This window comes from Micromonospora sp. DT53 (assembly GCF_049841535.1).
Lineage (GTDB): Bacteria > Actinomycetota > Actinomycetes > Mycobacteriales > Micromonosporaceae > Micromonospora.
Window position 1 is genome coordinate 279,411 of the sequence record NZ_JBNCKM010000008.1, and the last position, 20,174, is coordinate 299,584.

The following is a 20,174-nucleotide window of genomic DNA, read 5'->3' on the forward strand; positions in this document are numbered from 1 at the left end:
GACAGCCCCGGGCGGGTGGCGTCTGCGACGCCACCCGCACCGGGTCGGTCCCGCCGGCTGAGCGACCGCGGACTCGCCGTCGCCTTCATCTCCCCCGCGCTGCTGCTGTTGCTCGCCATGTCGGTGTTCCCGTTGCTGTGGGCGTTGTACCTGTCTTTCACCGACTACTCGGCCACCCGCGGCGGGCCCGCCCATTTCCTCTGGTTCGGCAACTACACAGCCATCCTGACGTCGGCGCAGGTCCACCAGAGGGCCCTGACGACGTTGATCTACGTGATCGGCGCGGTCGGCCTGCAGACCGTGCTCGGTTTCGCCATCGCCTACCTGATCTCTCGGCGCACACACGGGCGGGGACTGCTGACCACTCTGTTCCTGGTTCCGATGATGCTGTCGCCGGTCGTGGTCGGGCTGTTCTGGCGATTCATGCTCGACGCGCAGTTCGGCGTGATCAACAGCATGCTCGGCTCACTCGGCGTGGGGCAGGTGGAGTGGCTCACCCGGCAGCGAACGGCGTTGGTCTCCCTGATCGTGGTGGACACCTGGCAATGGACGCCGTTCATCATGCTCATCGCACTCGCGGGCCTGACCGCGGTTCCCAAGTACCTGTACGAGGCCGCCTCGATCGACCGGGCGTCCGAGTGGTTCCGGTTCCGCAACATCACCCTTCCGCTGGTGTGGCCGCTGCTCCTCATTGCCGTGTTGTTCAGGGCCATCGAGGCCTTCCGGCTGTTCGACCTCGTCTACATCCTCACCAGTGGGGGTCCGGGTGTCTCCACCGAGACGTTGTCGTTCCACGTCTACAAGGTCGCGTTCCTGGGCTTCAATACCGGCACCGCCTCGGCGTACGGGATCCTCATGGTCCTCGTCGTCATCATCCTGACGCAGTTCTACCTGCGCTACTTGAACAAGCTCAAGGAGGGCTGATGGCCGTCTCCGTCGACGAGGCCGTGTCAACAGGTCCTGCCCCGGATCACACGCCCCCCGCGCGCCGCCTTGGCAGCCGGGGCCGCTCGGTGCTGGAGGTCGCGCTGCTGACCGTGCTGGCCGTCGTGATGCTCTTTCCGGTGCTGTGGATGATCGAGACGTCCATCAAGGAGAACAGGGACGTCTACGCCGTCCCGGCCGAGTTCTTCGGCTTCAAGGTCACGTTCGACCATTACAAGGACGTGTTCGTCGCCCCTGGCGGCGGTCGCTCGGCCTTGTCCGTCGCGTTCCTCAACTCCGTCGTGGTCGCCGGGGTCTCCACGGTGCTGGCCACCGTGCTGGGAGTCCCGGCGGCCTGGGCCTACTCGCGCTTCGCCGTGAAGGCCAAGAAGGACCAACTGTTCTTCATCCTGTCCACCCGCTTCATGCCGCCCGTGGTGGTCGTGGTCCCGATCTTCCTCATGTACCGCCAGGTCGGACTCATCGACACCAAGCTCGGTCTGATCCTCATCTACGCGGCGTTCAACGTCCCGTTCACGATCTGGATGATGAAGGGATTCGTCGACGAGGTGCCCGCGGAGTACGAGGACGCTGCCATGCTCGACGGCTACACCCGCTTGCAGGCGTTCTGGAAGTTCACCCTCCCCCTGCTCGTGCCCGGCATCGCCGCGACGGCGGTCTTCGCCCTCATCTTCTCCTGGAACGAGTTCGTGTTCGCCATCTTCCTCACCTCCAGCGACGACGTGCGGACGGCCCCACCCGCCATCGCCGGTCTCATCGGCGGCACCACCGTGGACTGGGGCCTCGTGGCGGCCGCCTCCGTGGTGTTCGCCCTACCGGTGCTCGTCTTCGCCTACCTGGTGCGCAAGCACCTCGTCGCCGGTGTGACGCTCGGGGCGGTGCGACGCTGATGGCGGGCATCGAGGTGACCGCGCTGCACAAGCGCTACCCGGACGGGACGGTCGCGGTCGAGCACGTGGACCTGTCCATCGGTGACGGCGAGCTGTTCGTGATGCTCGGCCCTTCGGGTTGTGGCAAGACGACCACGCTGCGCGCCATCGCCGGCCTGGAGAGGCAGACGACAGGTGACATCCGCATCGGCGACACGCTTGTCAACGACCTGCCGCCCGCCGAGCGCGACATCGCCATGGTGTTCCAGTTCTACGCTCTCTACCCGCATCTGAGAACCCGCGACAACCTGGCGTTCCCGCTGCGAGCCGAGGGGCTGCCCAAGCCGGAGGTGCACGAGCGGGTCGAAGAGGCCGCCCGGCTGATGCGGCTCGGTCCGCTCCTGGACCGGCGACCACGGCAGTTGTCCGGCGGGGAGCAGCAGCGCGTCGCGCTTGCTCGCGCCCTGGTGCGGCGACCGCGCGCATTCCTCATGGACGAGCCTCTCACCAATCTGGACGCGGAGCTGCGGGCGGACATGCGCACGGAGATCAAGCACCTGCAGGGGGAACTGGGGGCGACGATGGTCTATGTCACCCACGACCAGGTCGAGGCGATGTCGCTCGGTCACCGAATCGCCATCCTCAACAAGGGCCGCGTCGAGCAGATCGGCACGCCACTGGAGGTCTACGACCGTCCGGCGAGTCTTTTCTGCGCCGCATTCATCGGCTCGCCGCCGATGAACCTCATTGAGGTGGAGGTCGCCGACGGGAAGCTGCGCAGTCAGGGCGGACTGGCCCTCACGCCGCCGCCAGGCCTGCCCCGCGACCGTAGCCTGGTCGCAGGCGTCCGGCCGGAGGCGCTGGAAGTCACAGCACCAGGAGCGGAACGGTCGGTCCCGGCCCGCGTGGTCTCGGCGGAGTGGCTGGGCGACGAAATCATCTACGTGGTCGACCACAGCGGCCAGGGCGACGTACGAGTTCGGATGCCACCGACTGTCCGTTTCGCCGCTGACGCACTGGTCGGGCTACGGCACACCGGCGGGACCCCGGCGGTCTACGACGTGAGCACGGAAGAGCTGGTGGCCTGATGGGAACCGTGGCAGTGCACGGGCTGTGCAAGTCCTTCGGCAAGGTCCAGGCTCTGGACGGCGTGACGCTGGACGTGCCGGACGGCTCGTTCTTCGTCGTGCTCGGGCCCTCCGGGGCGGGCAAGACGACGACCCTGCGAGCGATCGCCGGCCTGGACAAGCTTGACGCCGGGTCCGTGCATCTGGACGGGAGGGACGCGACCGGCGACACCCCGGCCGCGCGCGACCTGGCCATGGTCTTCCAGAGCTACGCCCTCTACCCGCGACACACGGTGTACGACAACATCGCCTCGCCGCTGCGGGCACGCCGCTGTTCGTCGAGCGAGATCGCCGCTGCCGTCAACCAGATGTCGAGCCTGCTGCACATCGAACGTCTACTGCAGCGTCGTCCCGCCCAGTTGTCGGGCGGTGAGATGCAGCGTGTAGCCCTGGCCCGGGCGCTGGTCCGTACCCCCCGCGCGTTTCTGATGGACGAGCCGCTGACGAACCTCGACCTCAAGCTCCGCGTCGAGATGCGCACCGAGCTCACCCGCATCCACCGGAGTCTCGGCGCGACCTTCGTCTACGTGACCAACGACCAGGTCGAGGCCCTGTCCATGGCCGACCAGGTCGCGGTCCTCAAGGAGGGAACTGTGCAACAGGTCGGAACACCGACCGAGGTGTACGAGCGTCCCGCCAACCAGTGGGTCGCAGGATTCGTGGGCAGTCCGCCGATCAGCCTGCTCGCCTGCCGCGCCGAGGGGGATCGTCTGGTCGGTGCGGAGGGCTGGACGCTGCCGCGGCCGCGCTGGACCACGGCTGAGGACGGTCGTGCGCTGCTGCTGGGCCTGCGCGCGGAGGACCTGTCCGTCGAGCGGCGTGGGGACGCGTCGTTGTCGGGCGAGCTCTACGGGCTTGAGCCGCTCGGTGACCGAACGGTGGTCGACGTCCGAGTGGGGACGGAGATCCTCAAGGTCAAGGCACGTCCCACAGTCACGGGTACGCCGGGCGAGCGGCTGCTTGTCGCGGTCGACCTGGACCGTGCGCACCTGTTCGATGCGGGCACCGGACTGTCGCTGTCCGAGGCTGGGCGATAACCGCGCGGGGCGGCGACGGCGGCCCGAGAAGGCGATCGGTGGCCGGGCGTCGCCCCGCACAGCGGACCACGGGCCATGTTCGGCAACCTCGCGCCCGACGAGGGCCGGTGACCCGTCCGGCTACGCGCATGGCGCGATCGCTGAGGCACGCCGGACATCACCAAGAAGATCACAGGAGGCGACGCAATGAGTGACCCGATGAACGTCCTGGCCCCCGAGCACCGGCGGCTCCGGATCGGCGACGCCTGGCGCGACGCCGCAAGCGGAGCCACGTTTGCCGTCGAGGACCCGGCCACCGGCAAGACCATCGCCGAGGTGGCGGACGCCGGCGTCGTCGACGGGCTCGCCGCTCTGGACGTGGCGAGCAAGGCAATGACGGAGTGGGCGGCGACCCCGCCGCGGAAACGGTCAGAGTTGTTGACCGCGACGTACCGGGCACTGACCGAGCGGTCCGAGGACGTCGCCCGGCTGATAACGCTCGAGATGGGCAAGCCGCTCGCCGAGGCTCGGGGGGAGGTGGCCTACGGCGCCGAGTTCTTCCGTTGGTTCGCCGAGGAGGCGGTACGCGTCGAGGGGCGCTACAGCACCGCTCCCTCAGGTGGATATCGCATCCTCACCGTTCCGAAGCCGGTCGGACCGTGCGTCTTCGTGACGCCCTGGAACTTTCCGTTGGCCATGGGCGCCCGCAAGATCGCTCCCGCGCTGGCGGCGGGCTGCACGACGATCACCAAACCAGCAGGCCAGACGCCACTCACCATGCTGTTGCTGGCCCGCATCATGGAGGAGGTCGGTGTTCCCCCGGGCGTCGTCAACGTGGTGACCACCAAGCGTTCCGGCGAGGTGGTCTCCGCACTGCTGGCCGACAGTCGGACCCGCAAGCTGTCGTTCACCGGGTCGACCGAGGTCGGGCGCGTGCTGCTACGACAGGCGGCGGACAACGTGCTGCGTACCTCCATGGAGCTGGGTGGCAACGCGGCCCTGATCGTGTGCGCCGACGCCGACCTGGACGTCGCGATCGACGGTGCCATGGTGGCCAAGATGCGCAACATCGGGGAGTCCTGCATCGCGGCCAACCGGATCTACGTCGAGGAGCCGGTGCGCGAGGAGTTCGCGGCGCGCTTCGCCGAGCGGATGGGCGCGCTGTCGGTGGGCCACGGTCTCGACGACGGCGTGGACGTCGGGGCGTTGATCGACGATGCGTCGGTTGCCAAGATCGACGAACTCGTCGCCGACGCGGTCGATCGCGGCGCCCGGGTCCTGGTGGGCGGCGAGCGTCCGGATGGGCCGGGCCACTTCTACCCGCCCACGGTCCTCGTCGACGTGCCCGATGACGCGCGGATGCTGGAGGCGGAGATCTTCGGTCCGGTGGCGCCGATCATCTCGTTCACGTCCGACGACGAGGTGATGGCGAAGGCCAACGACACCGAGCACGGCCTGGCCGGATACGTCTTCACCCGGGACCTCGGGCGGGCGCTCCGGTTCACCGAGGGGCTGGACACGGGGATGCTCGGCATCAACCGCGGTCTGATATCGGACCCGTCGGCTCCGTTCGGAGGCGTGAAGCAGTCCGGGATCGGCAAGGAGGGGTCGCACGAGGGCATCCTCGAGTACCTCGACCTCACCTACGTGGCTATCGACCTCCCGTGACCGTCCTGCTACTCCGGGCGCCCGCCGAGGATCACCGCGCCCTGTGCGCCCAGCAAATCGCCGCCGACGTTCCGGAGAGGCACCGACATGCTTGAGACCGTCCGCGGACCACGCCAGCTGATAGTGGGCGAAGGGGTCGCCCAGAACATCCCGCGAGTCGTCGCCGAGAGCGGCTCACGCGTCCTCATCGTGACCGACCAGGTGCTCCTGGGGCAGCCGGGCGTGGCCGAGATCGTGGCCGCCGTGCGGGAGAAGGTCGAGGTCGTCGCGGTGTTTTCCGACGCGACTCCGGACGTGCCACTCGCCGATGTAGCCCTGGCCGTCTCGGTCGCCGCCGAGGTGAACGCCGACGTGATCCTGGCCATCGGCGGTGGCACGGTGATCGACCTCGCCAAAATCGTCGGCGTCATCCGCCGCCACGGTGGGACGCCGCGCGACTACTACGGCGAGTCGAAGGTACCGGGGCCGACGATGCCTCTCGTCGCGGTCCCGACGACGTCGGGCACCGGCTCCGAGCTCACACCCGTCTCGGTTTTGACCGACCCGGACCGCGAACTGAAGGTGGGGGTGTCCAGCGTCCACATCGTGCCCGACTTCGCCATCGTCGACCCGGAACTCACCTACACCTGCCCGGCGACCGTCACCGCCCACTCCGGCATCGACGCGTTCTGTCACGCGGTGGAGAGCTACACCGCGCGACCCCGGGCCCACGGGCCGCGCGACCCGGTGGAGCAGGTGTTCCTCGGCCGCAACCCGATCACCGACCACTACGCGCTGCTGGCCGCGGAGCGGATCGCCCGTAGCTTGCGCCGTGCCGTCAGGGACGGGAGCGACACGGACGCGCGCGCGGACATGTCCTACGGGTCCATGCTCGCCGGGCTCGCCTTCTCCCACGCGGGAAACGCGGCCCCGCACGCTCTCCAGTACCCCATCGGCGCTGCCACGCACACGCCGCACGGTCTGGGCGTCGGGCTGCTACTGCCCTACGCGCTGGACGCGGCCAAGGATGCCATCAGCGACCGGCTGGCCATCCTCGCCGGGGTGTGCGGGCTCGACGTGACCGACGCCTCGGATGCCGAGGCCGCGGATACGTTCCTCAGCTGGCTCGACGGGCTCCTCGCCGACATCGGCATCCCTCCCACCTTGGCGGACATCGGCGTGGCACGCGCCGACCTCCCGCGCTTCGCGGAGATGGCCAGTGGCGTCACCCGCTTGATCCAGAACCATCCAGGGCCGACCGACACCGCAGGCCTGACCGCGATCCTCGAAGCGGCGTGGACCGGCGGCCGTCCACGATAGGTTGATCATCGTGGCAGCCCTCAGCGCCCTGTGGTCCTTTGTCATCGCTGGTCGGCGGTGCTGGTCGTCCTGGCCCGGCGGTTGCGCACGGTGCTGCACCGCCCCACGGCGTGCCGGCTGTTGGACCGCGTCACCGGCACTGTGATTACCGGGTTCGGGATCCGGCTCGCCACCAGCAGCCACTGACCTCTCCGGACCCCTCCGGCCGCGGCGACGACTACGCTGCGAACGTGATCAAGGGACTGCTGCTGGACTTCTACGGCACGGTGGTCGAGGACGACGACGCGATCATGCAGGCGATAGCTGACCAGGTAGCCGCCGGCGCCTCGAGATCCGTCTCTGGCAGCGACGTCCTGAATGCCTGGGCGCGGCAGTACGAGGCGGTCGCCGCCGGCCCGCAGTTCCGGACGCTACGACACTGCGCGATGCGCAGCCTGGCCACCGTGATGGCTGAGGTGGGCTGCGCCGGCGACCCGGCCACACTGTGCACGGCGCAGTTCACGTACTGGCAGTCGCCGCCGTTGCGTCCAGGCACCCGGCAGTTTCTCTCCCAGGTCACGGTGCCCATCTGCGTGGTGTCCGACGTCGACCGCGCCGACCTGGACGCGGCAATGGCGCACCACGGCCTGACCTTCGCCGCCGTTGTGACCAGCGAGGACGTCCGCGCCTACAAACCGGACCGGGCCATGTTTGCCCGGGCGCTCGCCGCCCTGGATCTGGATGCGGACGAGGTGCTGCACGTGGGCGACTCGACAAGCGCCGACGTGTACGGGGCGCACGCGGCCGGCATCCAGGCCGCATGGATCAACCACCGCGGGCATACCCTGCCGGACGATACGCCCGTCGAATACGAGTTCACGGATCTAACCGGCCTCATCGCAGTCATCCAATAGCCACGATCCTGGCGGGATGACGCCCGCCCCCGGGCCGGTCCGCGCGAGCGCGGCGGCCGCACGCAGGTCGGCTGTGGCGGTCAACGACCCGGTTGTAGTCCCGGCTGACCGCGGCCTGAGCCCGCCGGCCCTCGCCTCCGGGTCCGCCTTGTCGGTGCCGTTGGCCGCGATGACGGGCATCCCGTGTGCCTCCGGCTGATCACTCCTCCAGCAAGCCGACGAGAACCCGCGACACCACGTCCTCGAGGCGTGGCGCAGGCACCAGCGGACCGTCGGTCAGCGCCGCCGTCAGGTGGGCGTGCCGGCCCACCGCGATCACGTGGGCCAGGTACGCGCCCTGCCTCTGCCGGGCGCTGGAGCTCCCGTTGAGTTCGTTGAGGACGAACGCGGCGGTGAGCGTGTTCATCACGGCGAACGCCTCCAGCTTGCGGCCCACATCCGCCGGGTGTTCGGCGAGGACCGCCAGCACGTGCTCCAGCAGATCGGTACCGTGCGGGCCGAGCGCCGAGCGTGTGAGCAACAGCTTCGGCAGCCAGCCGTGCCGCCGCATCAGCTCGCGCCCCTGTCGGCACACCTCCAGCAGGCCCGGCAGCCAGGGGCCAGCCGGCGCCGGCAGCTGATAGGCGGCAGCCACCTCGTCGGTCATCAGGTCGAGCAGGTCGTCCCGGCTGTCGACATAGCGGTAGAGCGACGCCGCCCCGGTGCCCAACTCGGCGGCGATGCGGCGCATCGAAACCGCGGCCAGCCCCTCTCGGTCGGCCAGCGCGATCGCCGCGGCGGTCACCTCCGTCCGGGACCGCTCGGCGGGCCGGCCCACTCCCGTGCGCCGTTCCCGAAGCCATATCGGCATCGCCTCCATGCCACCGCGCTACGCCACCCGCAGCGGGTGCGCACCGTGACCTCTTTCGCCGCCGTGCCCAGCGACATTCGTGGTGCCGCCGTCCTACGCTATGTGCGCCTGCCATTCCTGGCGCGCCTGACGCGCATGCGCCAGCCCGCACGGCCGCGACGGCGACGTGGCGGCCGGCCTGGCCCTACTGCGGGCGGTCGCCTCTCCCGGCCACCCGTTCGACGAGCAGGACGCCCGCCTCCGCGTGGAGCGCGAACTCGACGCCGGGCTGCCCAGCGGTGTCCGCGACAGCCGTGCCCAGGCCCGGCAGACCAGCGCCACCTGGCACGGCCCGCGTCTGCGCGAGCTCCGCGTGCCCACCCTGGTGTTACACGGCGAGCAGGACCCGCTGATCCGCCCCGCCGCCGGCCGTCGCATCGCCGCGTCGGTGCCAAACGCCCGCTACGTCGAACTGCCCGGCACCGGTCACGATTTACCCCGGGAAATGTGGCCCACCGTGGTGCGCGAGATCCGGACTCGGGTCAGCTGAGGCCGCAGAACCCATCAGGTCCACGTGATCCATGTCCGGCACGCCCCACACGTACGGCACGCCGCGTCGTGATCCGCTGTCGCCGTACGGCTGATCAGCGTCCGTCCGGGGCGGTCGGCGCGATCTGGTCGAGGTGCGCGCCGACGGTGGCCTTGGCGGTTGCGTTGGAGGTCCGGCCGGGGCGCAGGAGGGCGTGCAGGATCACGCCGTCGACGAGGGCGTAGAGACGCTCTGCCTCGACCTTCTGATCGAGCCCGGGCCGGAGCGCGCCGGCGTCGGCCAGTCGCCGGATCATGATGGCGAAGGCGTCGGTCAGACGTCTGTCGATTTCCTTGCGCAGGCCGGCCATTGTCGGTTCCACGAGGGCGCGTGCCGTGAACGCGAGCCACACTTCGCACTCGCCGCGCCGCGGCTGGTCCAGCGGCAGCATCTCGTCGATCATCGACTTGACCACCGCGCGCTGGTCGCCTGTGGTGTCCACGGCTCGGATCCGCTCCTCGATCCGTTCTCCGACCAACCGTAGGGCGAATCCGAGGAGTTCGGACTGGGTGGTGAAGAAATGGCGCAACGAACCCATGGACAGACCGGCCTCGCGTGCCACGTTCCGCACCGATGCCTGCTCCAGCCCGTCCCGCATCACGATCCGCCAGACTGCCTCGGCGAGCTCGGTCCGTCGGGAGTGCGCATCCACCAGCTTCGGCATCCCCCTTTATAACACAGTCGTGCTATTCTCACGTTGCTAACACACGCGTGCTAGATAAACGGGAGCGTCTGTGTCACGTCGAGAAAACGCCTGGCTCACGGCAGCGGTGGTCGGCTGGATCGCACTCAACGGCGCGGTACTGCTCCTCGCGCCCGGCGACGCCCCCTTCGACTGGCCGGCGCAGCACGACCCACCCTCCGGGCCCGGCCAGGTGATCGCCGCTCAGGCCACCCTCGTCGAGTTGGTGCTGCTCGCCGCCATCGCGTACGCGCTCACCCGTGGTCGACCCGCACCCATGATCGCCGAGCGCGCACCGACGCTCCCGACCGCTCGCCGTGAAACAGGACTCGTCCTGGCGTACGGCGTCCTCGCCCAACTCGGTGGCCTGCTCATCGGCCGAGCGCTCGGCTGGCACCCGATCGGCTTCCACCTGGCCGGCACGCTCGTCGGTGCCACCGATCCGGTCGGGCCCGCCGAGGCGCTCGGCTGGGCCACGTACAACGTTGTGGTCTACGCCCTGGTGCCACTCCTGTGGTTCCGACGGCGTTACACCGCCCACCAGATGTGCCTGCGCTCGACGGATCGGCGCGGCGACACCATCCTCATCGTCGCCGTGCTGGTCCTCGAATCGCTCGCGCAATGGGTGGTGCTCGGCCACGCGTTCGCCGGCCTGGCCCCGGGTCAGCTCGCCATCGGAGTGCCACTGACATTCCTGCTGTACTTGGCTGGCACGGTGCTACCCACCGTCATCTTCGTGCAGGGCGTCCTCGTCCCCCGCTACGCCCGCCTGACCGGCTCCACCACCGCGACCCTCGTTCTCGGCGGCCTGACGTACGCGGCACTGCACGTGTTCGAGGGCTGGGGCGGGTTCGGGTCGCCGCGCGAGGCCGCGCTGACGATTCTGTTCGTGCTTCTCATCTACACGCTGCCCGGCGCATTCAAGACCTGGCTCACCGTACGGACCGGCAACGCCTGGGTGCACGCGTGGGCGTACCACGCCCTCGCGCCACACACGATGCACGACACCGGGTTGATAGTTCGGATCTTCCGCCTCTGAGGGCGCGCTGTCTCGGCGACGCGAGGGCCTCCGGCATTTGCCGAGCCAGTGCGCGTATCACGTCCAGGGAACCGCGTCGCCAAGCGGCGAGGCTACTCAGCAGATGGATCGTGGCGTCGGCTGTCAGAGTCTGCGTCGTCAGTTGACCGTCAACAGCCGCGTCTTCGGTGGTAGCCCACGCGGGCCTGGTCAGGTCCGGCCGACCGAACGGTAGGGCCGGAAGAATTCGCGCAGCTCCTGCGCGTACAGCTGGGGCTCCTCGAAGGGCGCGAAGTGGCCACCCCTGTCGAGCTCGGTGATGCGCACGACGTTGGCCGTGCGCTCGAGCCAGGCGCGCGGCGGGTGGAGCGTGTCGCCGGGGAAGAGCGCGAAGCCGGACGGCACCTCGACCCTGCGGGCGTGCTGTTCCGCTGGGATCGCGGCGTTGGCGACGTACATGCGCATCGACGAGCCGATCGTTGCGGTTAGCCAGTAGCGCGTGAGCAAAGTGAGGATCTCGTCCTTGGTGAAGCTCTGCTCGATATCGCCGTGACAGTCGCTCCACGACCGCAGCTTCTCGACGATCCACGCGGCCAGTCCGGCGGGTGAGTCGGTCAGCCCCACGGCGGCGGTCTGCGGTTTGGTGCGGTGCATCGCGGCGTACGCGCCTTCGCTGGCCTTCCACGCGGCGGCGGCGTCGAGCCAGGCCCGCTCCTCCGGTGCGAGGTCAACGGCAGTGAGCACCGGGAGGCTGGCCTCCATGCGGTGCACGGCAACGACTCGCTCGGGATGGTTCAGGGCGAGGTAGCGGCTCACTGAGCTGCCGATGTCCCCTCCCACGGCACCGAAACTCGCGTGACCGAGCACGGTCATCAGCTCGGCCCACAGGTCAGCGACCGCGATCGAGTCGAGGGGTCCTCCGGCAGGACGGTCCGAGTGCCCGAATCCCGGCATGTCCGGCACGACCACGTCGAAGGCGTCGGCCGGGTCCGCGCCGAACGCGCCGGGGTCGGTGAGCAGGGGCACCACCTTCTCGTAGCGCCACGACGAGTCCGGCCATCCGTGGCAGAGGACCAGCGGCAGCACCGGCCCAACTGGCGCGACGGCACGCGCATGAATGAACGAGACGCCTACGTCCCGGATCCGCGTGCGAAAGCGCGGCAGGCGCGCGAGAGCGGTCTCCTGCGCCGGCCAGTCGAACTCGTCCGCCCAGTAGTCCACGAGTTCGCGCAGATAGGTGATGTCTGTGCCCAGCGACCACCCGGCGTCCTCCGGCGCGTCTGGCCAGCGCGTCGCGCGCAGGCGCGCACGAAGGTCCTCCAGCTCCTCAGGGCTGGCGTGCACCCGGAACGGCTCGACACTCGTCGGGTCCTGCGACGGGGAAATCATGAGCCGCACCGCCTCGCCGAGCTACGGACGGCGACGGCGCCGCCGTCCGTGCCAAGAGTTGTTGTCATGGACGGATCATGACAACCTCCGCCTACGTCGACAAGCAACGCGGCGTCTGGCGGGCGGCGGCCTGTCGCGGCCGAAAGCTGGCCACCATGCGCCCTGCACCACCGACGCGCGCCGCACTATCGCGCAAGGGAGCCGTGCCCCTGGTCGTCCACCGACAAGGCGTGGTGTTTTCGGCGTAGCGCGATCAGCGTTGCCCGCACCTCAGGTTGCTGAGCGGCTTCGGCGAGGTCGAAGGCTTCGGCGGCGTAGGCGTGTGCGACGCCGATCGCGCCCAGGTCCAAAGTGAGGGCGCCGAGCAGCCCGGACAAATGGACGGCGACGGTGTAGAGCCGGGCGCGTTGTGGTGGGTGCTGCTGGCTGGCCATGAGCTCGTCCAGGCAGATGCGCAACTGTCGCATGCGAGCCAGGAGGACTGCTGGCGGAAGGTGTTCGTGGTCGGCGATCGCGCGTCGGACTTCGTCTTCGAGGTAACTGAGTCGGGCATCTTCGTCGCTGCGAGACTTCAGCGCGGCTCGGCGGGCATTGATGCTCTCCTCGTCTTCCCAGTGGGCTGATCCGTCTTCGGCGCGTTTGTTGGCATCGGCGCTGCCTACGAGCTGCGGCCGGTCAAGGATCTTCGCCGGCGGGACCGTCGTTGGTTCCGACTGGTGCCGCCGGACTCGTTTGGTGAGGCGGTCGTATCCCTGGACGAGGATGCCGCCGGTGTGCAGGGCGGTGTCGCAGCGCGCCCAGAACTCGCGCTCGGGGTGTTGGCGGCCGGTCTCGGTGTTGGCGACGGAGCTGCGGCCGTACTGCACGAGCCGGGCGAGGCACTGCTGGGTGAGGTTGGCTTCCTTGCGTAGCTGTGCGAGTTGACGGCCGAGTGCGCGCCGTGCCGTCGTGATCTCGTCGGTGTCGGCCATGGTGTGCCACCCCCTGGCGGTGCCGAGATGCGGTCACGGTGCGGGCAGACCGTATCCGCCGCCTCCGACAATTCCCGGGTCGGTCACCGAGGTCTGTCGTACGCCGGTAGGGCACCCGAACGCCCCGGGGCCAGGCAGCTTACCGGCGGTGTCGGCGGCCGGGAGGGGTCACGCGCGGACGGCGATGTCGCGGTCTTGTCGGAGTCGGTGGCGGTATCTGCCGACAATGTCGTGGCCCGGCGCGGTGGGCGTGTCGGACGGCTGGCGTCCTACGGTCGATTCGACTCTTGACTCTCTGCTGAAAATCCAACCCACGGGAGGCCGCCTTCAGGTGGCCGGCCCTATCCAGACACGTCCCACCGCCATCGATTTACATTATTTTGAGGAGGTTTGTCCATGAGGCAGGCGGTCACCGCGAAGAATCCCAGCACAGCGGACCAGCCGGGCACCGTGCGGCCGGAGTCGGTCTTGCCGGAGCTACGGGCCACATGGTGGGAGACGGGGGTGCGGGCCCGCGCGGAAGCAGGCGTGTTCACCGTCTTCGCGGAACTCCCCCGGCTCGTCCGGACCGCCCTGGGCGTCAGTTGGCGCGCAGACCGGCTCCGCACGGGTGTGGTCGCCGTGGCGACGGTCGGCGCCGGGGTGATGGCGGCCTTCGGCCTGTTGGCCACGCAGCGGGTGTTGGTGGAGTTGTTCGCCGGCGGGCCGACCGCGGACAAGGTCCGGGCGGCGTTGCCCGCACTGGCCGTGCTGGCGGTGGCGGTCGCGCTGCGTGCGGGGATGGGCATCGCCACGGGGTACGCGCAGAACGCGCTGACGCCGCAGGTGAGCCGGGAGGTGGAACGAGGGCTGTTCGAGGTGTCCACGCAGGTGCGGCTGGAGGCGTTCGACGCCGACGCGTTCGCCGACGACATGGAACGCGCCTCCCGAGGCACCGAGTCCGCGATCGGCCTGGTGCAGTCCTCGATGAATCTCCTCGCCGGGCTGGCCGGCGTACTGGCGGTGGCCGTCGCCGTCGTGGTGATCCACCCGCTGTTGCTGGTGGCGTTGTTGGTGGCGACGGTGCCGAACGGGTGGGCCGCGCTGCGGGCGGGCCACCTGCGGTATCAGACCTACACGGCCGGGTCGGTGCGGCGGCGCCGGCTGTGGCTGTTGCAACGGTTGATGGCCGAGCGGGCATCCGCGCCGGAGCTGCGGTCCTACGGCCTGCGCCGGTTCCTGCTCGACCAGTACGACCGGGTCATGCAGGTCGAGACCGACATCCAGCTCGTCCTGGCGCGGCGGGTCACCACCACCACCTCGGCCGGGGCGATGATCGGCGGAGTAGCCACCGCAGCGGTGTACGCCCTGCTCGGCCTGCTGCTGCTCGACGGGCAGATCCCCCTCGCCGCCGCGGCGACGTGCGTGATCGCCGTGCAGTCCGCGCAGCGCTCCCTCGCCATCGTCACCTTCCAGGTCGACCGCGTCTACACCGAGGGTCAGCACTTCAACGACTACACCGGGTTCATGACCCGCGCCGCCGCCTACCTCCCGGAAAGCAGCGGACCGGTGGCCACGACGGGCCCCGAACGGCTGCGGGAACTGACCGTCAGCGGGGTGAGCATGCGCTACCCAGACCGCGACACAGCCGCCGTCGACAACGTCAGCCTGACCATCACCGCCGGGCAGACCGTCGCGTTCGTCGGGGAGAACGGCTCGGGCAAGACGACCCTCGCCGCGATGATCGCCACCCTCCGTAGCCCCAGCGAAGGCGTCATCGAATGGAACGGCCGCCCCATGTCGGAATGCGACATCGACGGGCTACGGGCGCAGATCGCGGTCGTGACGCAGGAATACCACAAATGGCCGTTCACTGCCGCCACGAACATCGCCATCGGCAACGTCGACACCGACGCCCGGCAGGACCTCATCGAGGCCGCAGCCGCCCGCGCGGTCGCCCACGACATGATCACCGAACTACCCCACGGGTACGAGACACTGCTCGACCGCACCTTCGCCCGAGGCCAGGACCTCTCCGGCGGGCAGTGGCAACGCATCACCGCCGCCCGCGGTTTCCTGCGGGACGCCGAACTGCTCATCATGGACGAGCCGTCCTCCGCGCTCGACCCCCGCGCCGAGGACGCCCTGTTCCAAGCCATCCGCGACCGCAAAGGCCGGGCCACCACGATCCTGATCACCCACCGGCTCGCGAACGTCCGCCACGCCGACCGGATCTTCGTCCTGCACCACGGCCGACTCGTCGAGGCCGGCAACCACGACGACCTCATCGCCACCGGCGGCCGGTACGCCGAACTGTTCGCCCTCCAGGCCGCCGGCTACGACGCCACCCCGAGCGAGGACCACCCCATCCCGCACCAGCACCTACCCGCCTCGCGATAGGAAGAACCGTCATGGACCACGCGGCCCCCACCGGCACCTCCGAGACGATCCTCATCAGCATCCGCGGCAACTCCAGCGCCGGGAAGAGCACCCTCGCCACGGCGTTGCGGCGCCGGCACGGCCGCGGCTGCGCCATGGTCGGCCAAGACCACCTCCGTCGGATCCTGCTCAGGGAACGCGACAAGCCCGGCGGCCTCGCACCCGCACTCATCGCGCAGAACGTTCGCTTCTGCCTCGACCACGGCTACCACGTGATCCTCGAAGGGATCATGCACACCGCCCGGTACCGGAGCATGCTCACCGAGCTGCGCGATGCGCACCGCGGGCGAACGCTCTTCGTCTACCTCGACGTGTCACTTACCGAGACCTTGCGACGACACGAAACACGTCCCTTGGCGGCGGAGGTGTCGCCGGAAAACCTGCGCAGCTGGTACACCCCGCGTGACGTCCTCGACTGGCCCGACGAACTCGTCCTGTCCGAGACCACCACTCTGGAGCAGGCGATCGAGCGCATCGCCACCATCGCCGGCCTGCCGTTGACCGGTCGCGACAACGACCTGCTCCCGGCGGTCCCATGACTCGGGCCCAGGCGGCAACCCGACGTAGCCTCTCAGGCGGTTCAGCGGCACCGCTCCCGCTGAGCCGTGACTTCCACCGCCGGGGTCGGGTTAGTGGCGGCGGCGTGCTGTGACGACCACGTCGTGCATCGAAATCGTGTGGCCGCCGTGACCGGTCAAGGCCCGGTGCGGCTCCTGTGCGGTCACGATCTCCCACACGACTGGGTCGAGGCGGGCCGTGATGTCGGCGGCTGTCACCTCGGCCGAGGCGGGCGGCCCTGTCTCACCGTGCCCGTGCCCATGCCCATGCCCGGTGGCAGCGTCCTGATCGTGGTGGTGGAGGTGGCCGACGATGAGCAGGGTGCCCGCAGGGGCGACCCAGGACGCGATGCGGTCGTAGAAGTCGAGCTGCGGTATCGCGGGATGCGCATAGTGGGTGGTCACCAGGTCGTACCGTCCGTCCGGCCGCCACGTGGACAGGTCCGCCTCGACCCACTCCACCCGCTCAGCGACACCGGCGGTGGCGGCGCGTTCAGCTGCGTGAGCGAGCGCTACGGGAGCGATGTCCGCTGCGGTGACCTGCCAGCCCTGGGCGGCGAGCCAGATCGCCTCGGCTCCGGCACCGCAACCCGCATCCAGGGCCGTCCCGGGCGCCAGGTCGCTGACCTGGAGGATCAGCTGCGGATTGGGGTGACCGGCAGCCATGGACGGGGCACGGTCGCCGTCCCAGATCTGGTCCCAGTAATCCTTGTCGAACGAGTGCGTCATCGAGAGCCCTCCTCGTTGGCACCGGCGTCGGCCCGTGCGGCCACGACTGGGCGTTCGTCCTCAACGGCAAACTCCGCCTCGTCCTCGGCGAGCACGACCTCATCCTCGAACCCGGCGAGGCCGCCGAGTTCAACACCCGCACCCCGCACTGGTTCGGAGCTACCAGCTCAGGGCCTGTGGAGTTTCTCAGCCTTGTCGGCAAACAGGGCGAACGCGCGCACCTCCGCACAGCGTCCAGCCAGCATGAATCGAGTCAGTAGCATCACCCGCAGCCAAAGACGGCGATATTGCCCGAAAACCGCTCGGGATGCCAATCTTGTGGCTAAACAACTACGAGATTTGTGGCGTTCGGCACCCTGTCGACCCTCATGGCTGATTTGGTCCTCGCCCTATTCAGGGAAAGTGTCGGAGCAAGCACCTTGCCCAAGGGCACCATGTGCGACGGCGCTGACCACCGCGGCATCCATCACGCCGAAAGCCAGCATCGGCAACGTCGCCCTCAAGCGCCAGTCGGCCAATACCGGATTCGGTCGCCGCTACCGGCAATCGCCGCGCACGAAGGGCTGCACGCCTGGGGCGGCTGGGCGTTCGACCACTCAGGCGGGAATCCCGAGCCCCAACTGCTGACGGTCAACGCTGACGTCGAAGGCCAACCGCTCATGCGCCTCAAGATCACAGAAGGGCTCGGTGAGTTCTGCGAGTAGGACGACCACCGCATACCGAACCGGCAACGCACACCTGCCTGGCGGACGCCGGTCGTTCAGCGGCAGACCCGTGCGCCGGTGGGAGCCGCTGCGCTGGTGCCGCACCTTGACCTGCACGGACTCCCCCACCAGGAGACAAAGATTCACTCAGCCCTCGGGTCAGGCGGATGTGCGGACGCCGCGAAGGCGATACCCGCGAGCACGAACCCACCGGCGACGTGCCATCGGCCGTCGAAGCCGGTCAGCACCCGACCGTCGGGGCAGTCGCCGGGCACCAGCAGTCGGGCCTGGAACGTACCCGCGACCGGGTCGACGGACACTTCGACCTCACCGAACTCCAGCCACCTGTCGGTCAGCGGGGACCAGGTCTTGTAGACGGCCTCCTTGGCGCAGAACAACAGCCGGTCCCAGTGCACGGGTGCGGCAGTGCGGGCCAGCTCGCCGAGGTGTCGCCGTTCCGATGCCGAAGCGATCAGGTCGAGGACGCCCTCGCGCAGCCCGGCGTGCGGTTCGGCGTCGATGCCGACCGCGGTGAACTCGCTGGAGCGAACCACGGCGGCGGCACGGTACCCGTCGCAGTGCGTCATGCTGCCGACCACCCCTGCGGGCCAGACCGGGCCGCCACGCGCGCCCGGCAGCAGCGGCACCGGGGGGACGCCGAGCTGGCTCATCGCGGCGCGGGCGCACAGCCGCACAGTGGCGAACTCGCGGCGGCGCCGTTCGGCCCGCCGCGCGATGTGCGCGGCCTCCTGCGGGAACAGCAGGTCGTCGGCGCGGTCAGGGTCGGCGAAGGCCTCGGCGGTCCGTACGGCGGGCGGCAGCACCTGCTCGATCATGCGGCCTTCTGCAATTCTCTGACCATCCACATGAGTATCAACATATAGACAGGGCCCACTCGTGACGACGAATCGTCGTAGGATATCCGGCAGCGCAGGCCCAAAGGGAACGCGCGGGGGACGTCTTCTTAATGGGGAGGCTGAATCGTCTGTGCCTGCGACGCTCGACCTGTCCAGGCTTCTCTTCCTGCATTTGTCCGCAGGGCTCGTCGTCTGCCGGCTGCTGAAGGTGGACTGATCGATATCGCCTTGAGCGCGAACCTGATCACACCACGGCTGTCCATGACCCTGACCGTCATGACGCTCGGGACGACCTTCGTGGCCACGCCACCGCACGGGGTGTTCGAGGGCGGTGCCTGACGGCTGGCCGGGTGTATGGCCTCGCCGGGGAGGCCGCGGAGGTGGGTACCGCGCCCAGCAGCCGGAAATGGTGTGACGCACAGTCGTACGTCGAAATGGGGAAACGATGCAAGACGCTGCTTCAGCGCTGACCGAGGTCGCCGAACGCTACGGCGCGCTCGGCGACAAGCAGCCGCCCGGCCCACCCACCGCCGCGGAGTTCCGCGAGCGGTGGCGCGAGCTCGCCAGCCTGGGCTTCTTCCGGTACGCCGAGCAGGCCAACGACGGTGCCGGCCGGGTGAGCCGGGCAGTCGCGGCGATCGAGGCGTACGGCCGGGCGGGCGGTGATCCCGGCTTCTGCTACGCCGCGACGTCCCAACTGTTCGGCATCCAGTTCCCGCTGAACGCGCTGCTCAACGGCGCTCAGCGGGAGCTGCTCTCGGGCGTGGCCGACGGCTCGGTGATGCTCTGTCACGCCTCCACGGAGACCTCCGGCGGGAGCGATCCGCTTTCGGGTTCGGTGCGCGCCACGCCGGCCGGCGACGGCGGTTACCTGCTCAATGGCACGAAGAGCTTCGTCACCGCCGCGCCGGTCGCGGACCTGGGCCTGGTTTTCGCGCGCACCGACGAGGGTCGGTCGCCCTTCGCCATGTCGGCGTTCCTGGTGGACCTGCACGACCCCTCGGTCACCCGGGAGGGTCCGTTCACCAAGACGGCGCTGACCGGCGCGCCGATGGGCGCCCTCACTTTCACCGATACCCCGGTGCCCGCCGCGAACCTGGTTGGCGACGAGGGCGCCGGGTTGTGGGTCATGAGCACCACCACGACCTGGGAGCGGGCGCTGCTGCTCAGCTATGCGCTGGGCCTGATGGGCCGGCTGCTCGATCAGACGGTTGAGTGGTGCCGCACCCGGCGCCACTTCGGTCGCGCCATGGGCAGCAGCCACCAGGTCGCCGCCCGGGTGGCCGAGATGGTCCTGCGGCACCGCCGCTCGCGCACCATGATCCGCGCGATGGCCAGTCGTTTCGACACGGCGACGTCGTACGCCGGGTTGGCCACCGACGCGGCGCTGACGAAGATTTCGGTCTCTGAGGACTACGTGCGGTTCTCCCAGGAGGCCGCACTGCTGTCCGGGGTACGAGCGTTCGTCGCCGACACCGGGCTGACTGCGGCGCTGGCCGATCCGCTCGCCGCCATGACGTACGCCGGACCCAACGACCTCCTGCGCATCGCGATCGCCCGCGACAGCGGGCTGCCGGTCGTCAACTGATATCGACCCCAGCCGAAAGGACATCC

The 20,174-nt window shown here is 69.3% G+C and carries 19 protein-coding genes and 2 pseudogenes; 15 read left to right on the top strand and 6 right to left on the bottom strand.

What is annotated here, in order from left to right; all coding sequences use genetic code 11:
• Positions 1-15 precede the first annotated feature (15 nt).
• From ACLQ3B_RS24865 to ACLQ3B_RS24900, 8 genes are all read left to right on the top strand, one after another.
• Complete coding sequence (locus tag ACLQ3B_RS24865) at positions 16-924, top strand: carbohydrate ABC transporter permease (RefSeq protein WP_425783114.1); 909 nt, start codon at positions 16-18, stop codon at positions 922-924.
• Positions 924-1,835, top strand: a complete 912-nt coding sequence (locus ACLQ3B_RS24870) for a carbohydrate ABC transporter permease (protein WP_425783115.1) — start codon at positions 924-926, stop codon at positions 1,833-1,835. Before ACLQ3B_RS24865 ends, ACLQ3B_RS24870 begins: the two co-directional genes overlap by 1 nt.
• Positions 1,835-2,902, top strand: coding sequence for an ABC transporter ATP-binding protein (locus ACLQ3B_RS24875; RefSeq protein ID WP_425783116.1), 1,068 nt, complete (start codon positions 1,835-1,837; stop codon positions 2,900-2,902). Before ACLQ3B_RS24870 ends, ACLQ3B_RS24875 begins: the two co-directional genes overlap by 1 nt.
• Positions 2,902-3,978: an ABC transporter ATP-binding protein gene (locus ACLQ3B_RS24880; RefSeq protein WP_425783117.1), complete on the top strand. Its 1,077-nt coding sequence runs from the start codon at positions 2,902-2,904 to the stop codon at positions 3,976-3,978. The genes ACLQ3B_RS24875 and ACLQ3B_RS24880 overlap by 1 nt, the downstream gene beginning before the upstream one ends.
• Before the next feature lie 186 nt (positions 3,979-4,164).
• Positions 4,165-5,625 (top strand): NAD-dependent succinate-semialdehyde dehydrogenase, encoded by a 1,461-nt coding sequence (locus tag ACLQ3B_RS24885; protein ID WP_425783118.1) that lies wholly within the window; start codon positions 4,165-4,167, stop codon positions 5,623-5,625.
• Positions 5,626-5,712: 87 nt separating this feature from the next.
• Positions 5,713-6,924, top strand: a complete 1,212-nt coding sequence (locus ACLQ3B_RS24890) for an iron-containing alcohol dehydrogenase (protein WP_425783119.1) — start codon at positions 5,713-5,715, stop codon at positions 6,922-6,924.
• Positions 6,925-6,981: 57 nt separating this feature from the next.
• On the top strand, positions 6,982-7,110 hold the full coding sequence (locus ACLQ3B_RS24895; protein ID WP_425783120.1) for a hypothetical protein: 129 nt from the start codon (positions 6,982-6,984) through the stop codon (positions 7,108-7,110).
• Positions 7,111-7,154: 44 nt separating this feature from the next.
• Positions 7,155-7,817, top strand: coding sequence for an HAD family hydrolase (locus ACLQ3B_RS24900; RefSeq protein ID WP_425783121.1), 663 nt, complete (start codon positions 7,155-7,157; stop codon positions 7,815-7,817).
• A gap of 199 nt (positions 7,818-8,016) precedes the next feature.
• Here ACLQ3B_RS24900 and ACLQ3B_RS24905 read toward each other — a convergent pair whose 3' ends face one another.
• Entirely contained in the window at positions 8,017-8,667 is a 651-nt protein-coding gene (locus tag ACLQ3B_RS24905; RefSeq protein WP_425783122.1) for a TetR/AcrR family transcriptional regulator, read from the bottom strand.
• A 163-nt stretch (positions 8,668-8,830) separates the two neighbouring features.
• Here ACLQ3B_RS24905 and ACLQ3B_RS24910 point away from each other — a divergent pair.
• A pseudogene (locus ACLQ3B_RS24910) lies at positions 8,831-9,196 on the top strand (alpha/beta fold hydrolase); the annotation flags it as partial.
• Positions 9,197-9,290: 94 nt separating this feature from the next.
• On the opposite strand, the gene ACLQ3B_RS24915 reads toward ACLQ3B_RS24910, so the two are convergent.
• Positions 9,291-9,899, bottom strand: a complete 609-nt coding sequence (locus ACLQ3B_RS24915) for a TetR/AcrR family transcriptional regulator (protein WP_425783123.1) — start codon at positions 9,897-9,899, stop codon at positions 9,291-9,293.
• 70 nt (positions 9,900-9,969) lie between these two features.
• On the opposite strand from ACLQ3B_RS24915, the gene ACLQ3B_RS24920 reads away from it, so the two are divergent.
• Positions 9,970-10,956 (top strand): hypothetical protein, encoded by a 987-nt coding sequence (locus ACLQ3B_RS24920; RefSeq protein WP_425783124.1) that lies wholly within the window; start codon positions 9,970-9,972, stop codon positions 10,954-10,956.
• 189 nt (positions 10,957-11,145) lie between these two features.
• Here ACLQ3B_RS24920 and ACLQ3B_RS24925 read toward each other — a convergent pair whose 3' ends face one another.
• Both ACLQ3B_RS24925 and ACLQ3B_RS24930 read right to left on the bottom strand, forming a co-directional pair.
• The gene (locus tag ACLQ3B_RS24925; protein WP_425783180.1) at positions 11,146-12,324 is read right to left on the bottom strand and encodes an epoxide hydrolase family protein; all 1,179 of its coding nucleotides are present in this window, start codon (positions 12,322-12,324) and stop codon (positions 11,146-11,148) included.
• 185 nt (positions 12,325-12,509) lie between these two features.
• Entirely contained in the window at positions 12,510-13,295 is a 786-nt protein-coding gene (locus tag ACLQ3B_RS24930) for a helix-turn-helix domain-containing protein (protein ID WP_425783125.1), read from the bottom strand.
• Positions 13,296-13,691: 396 nt separating this feature from the next.
• Between ACLQ3B_RS24930 and ACLQ3B_RS24935 the strand changes: the two genes are divergently transcribed.
• Positions 13,692-15,674, top strand: a complete 1,983-nt coding sequence (locus ACLQ3B_RS24935; protein WP_425783126.1) for an ABC transporter ATP-binding protein — start codon at positions 13,692-13,694, stop codon at positions 15,672-15,674.
• An 11-nt stretch (positions 15,675-15,685) separates the two neighbouring features.
• Complete coding sequence (locus ACLQ3B_RS24940; RefSeq protein ID WP_425783127.1) at positions 15,686-16,252, top strand: kinase; 567 nt, start codon at positions 15,686-15,688, stop codon at positions 16,250-16,252.
• Positions 16,253-16,342: 90 nt separating this feature from the next.
• Here ACLQ3B_RS24940 and ACLQ3B_RS24945 read toward each other — a convergent pair whose 3' ends face one another.
• On the bottom strand, positions 16,343-16,999 hold the full coding sequence (locus ACLQ3B_RS24945) for a class I SAM-dependent methyltransferase (RefSeq protein WP_425783128.1): 657 nt from the start codon (positions 16,997-16,999) through the stop codon (positions 16,343-16,345).
• Positions 17,000-17,037: 38 nt separating this feature from the next.
• Between ACLQ3B_RS24945 and ACLQ3B_RS24950 the strand changes: the two are divergent.
• Positions 17,038-17,259: pseudogene (locus tag ACLQ3B_RS24950) on the top strand (cupin domain-containing protein); the annotation flags it as partial.
• Between the two features lie 81 nt (positions 17,260-17,340).
• Positions 17,341-17,703, top strand: a complete 363-nt coding sequence (locus ACLQ3B_RS24955) for a hypothetical protein (protein ID WP_425783129.1) — start codon at positions 17,341-17,343, stop codon at positions 17,701-17,703.
• A 143-nt stretch (positions 17,704-17,846) separates the two neighbouring features.
• Here the strand turns inward: ACLQ3B_RS24955 and ACLQ3B_RS24960 are convergent, their stop codons facing one another.
• The gene (locus ACLQ3B_RS24960; RefSeq protein WP_425783130.1) at positions 17,847-18,539 is read right to left on the bottom strand and encodes a 4'-phosphopantetheinyl transferase family protein; all 693 of its coding nucleotides are present in this window, start codon (positions 18,537-18,539) and stop codon (positions 17,847-17,849) included.
• Positions 18,540-19,005: 466 nt separating this feature from the next.
• Here ACLQ3B_RS24960 and ACLQ3B_RS24965 point away from each other — a divergent pair, with 466 nt between their 5' ends.
• Positions 19,006-20,148 (top strand): acyl-CoA dehydrogenase family protein, encoded by a 1,143-nt coding sequence (locus tag ACLQ3B_RS24965; RefSeq protein ID WP_425783131.1) that lies wholly within the window; start codon positions 19,006-19,008, stop codon positions 20,146-20,148.
• Positions 20,149-20,174 lie beyond the last annotated feature (26 nt).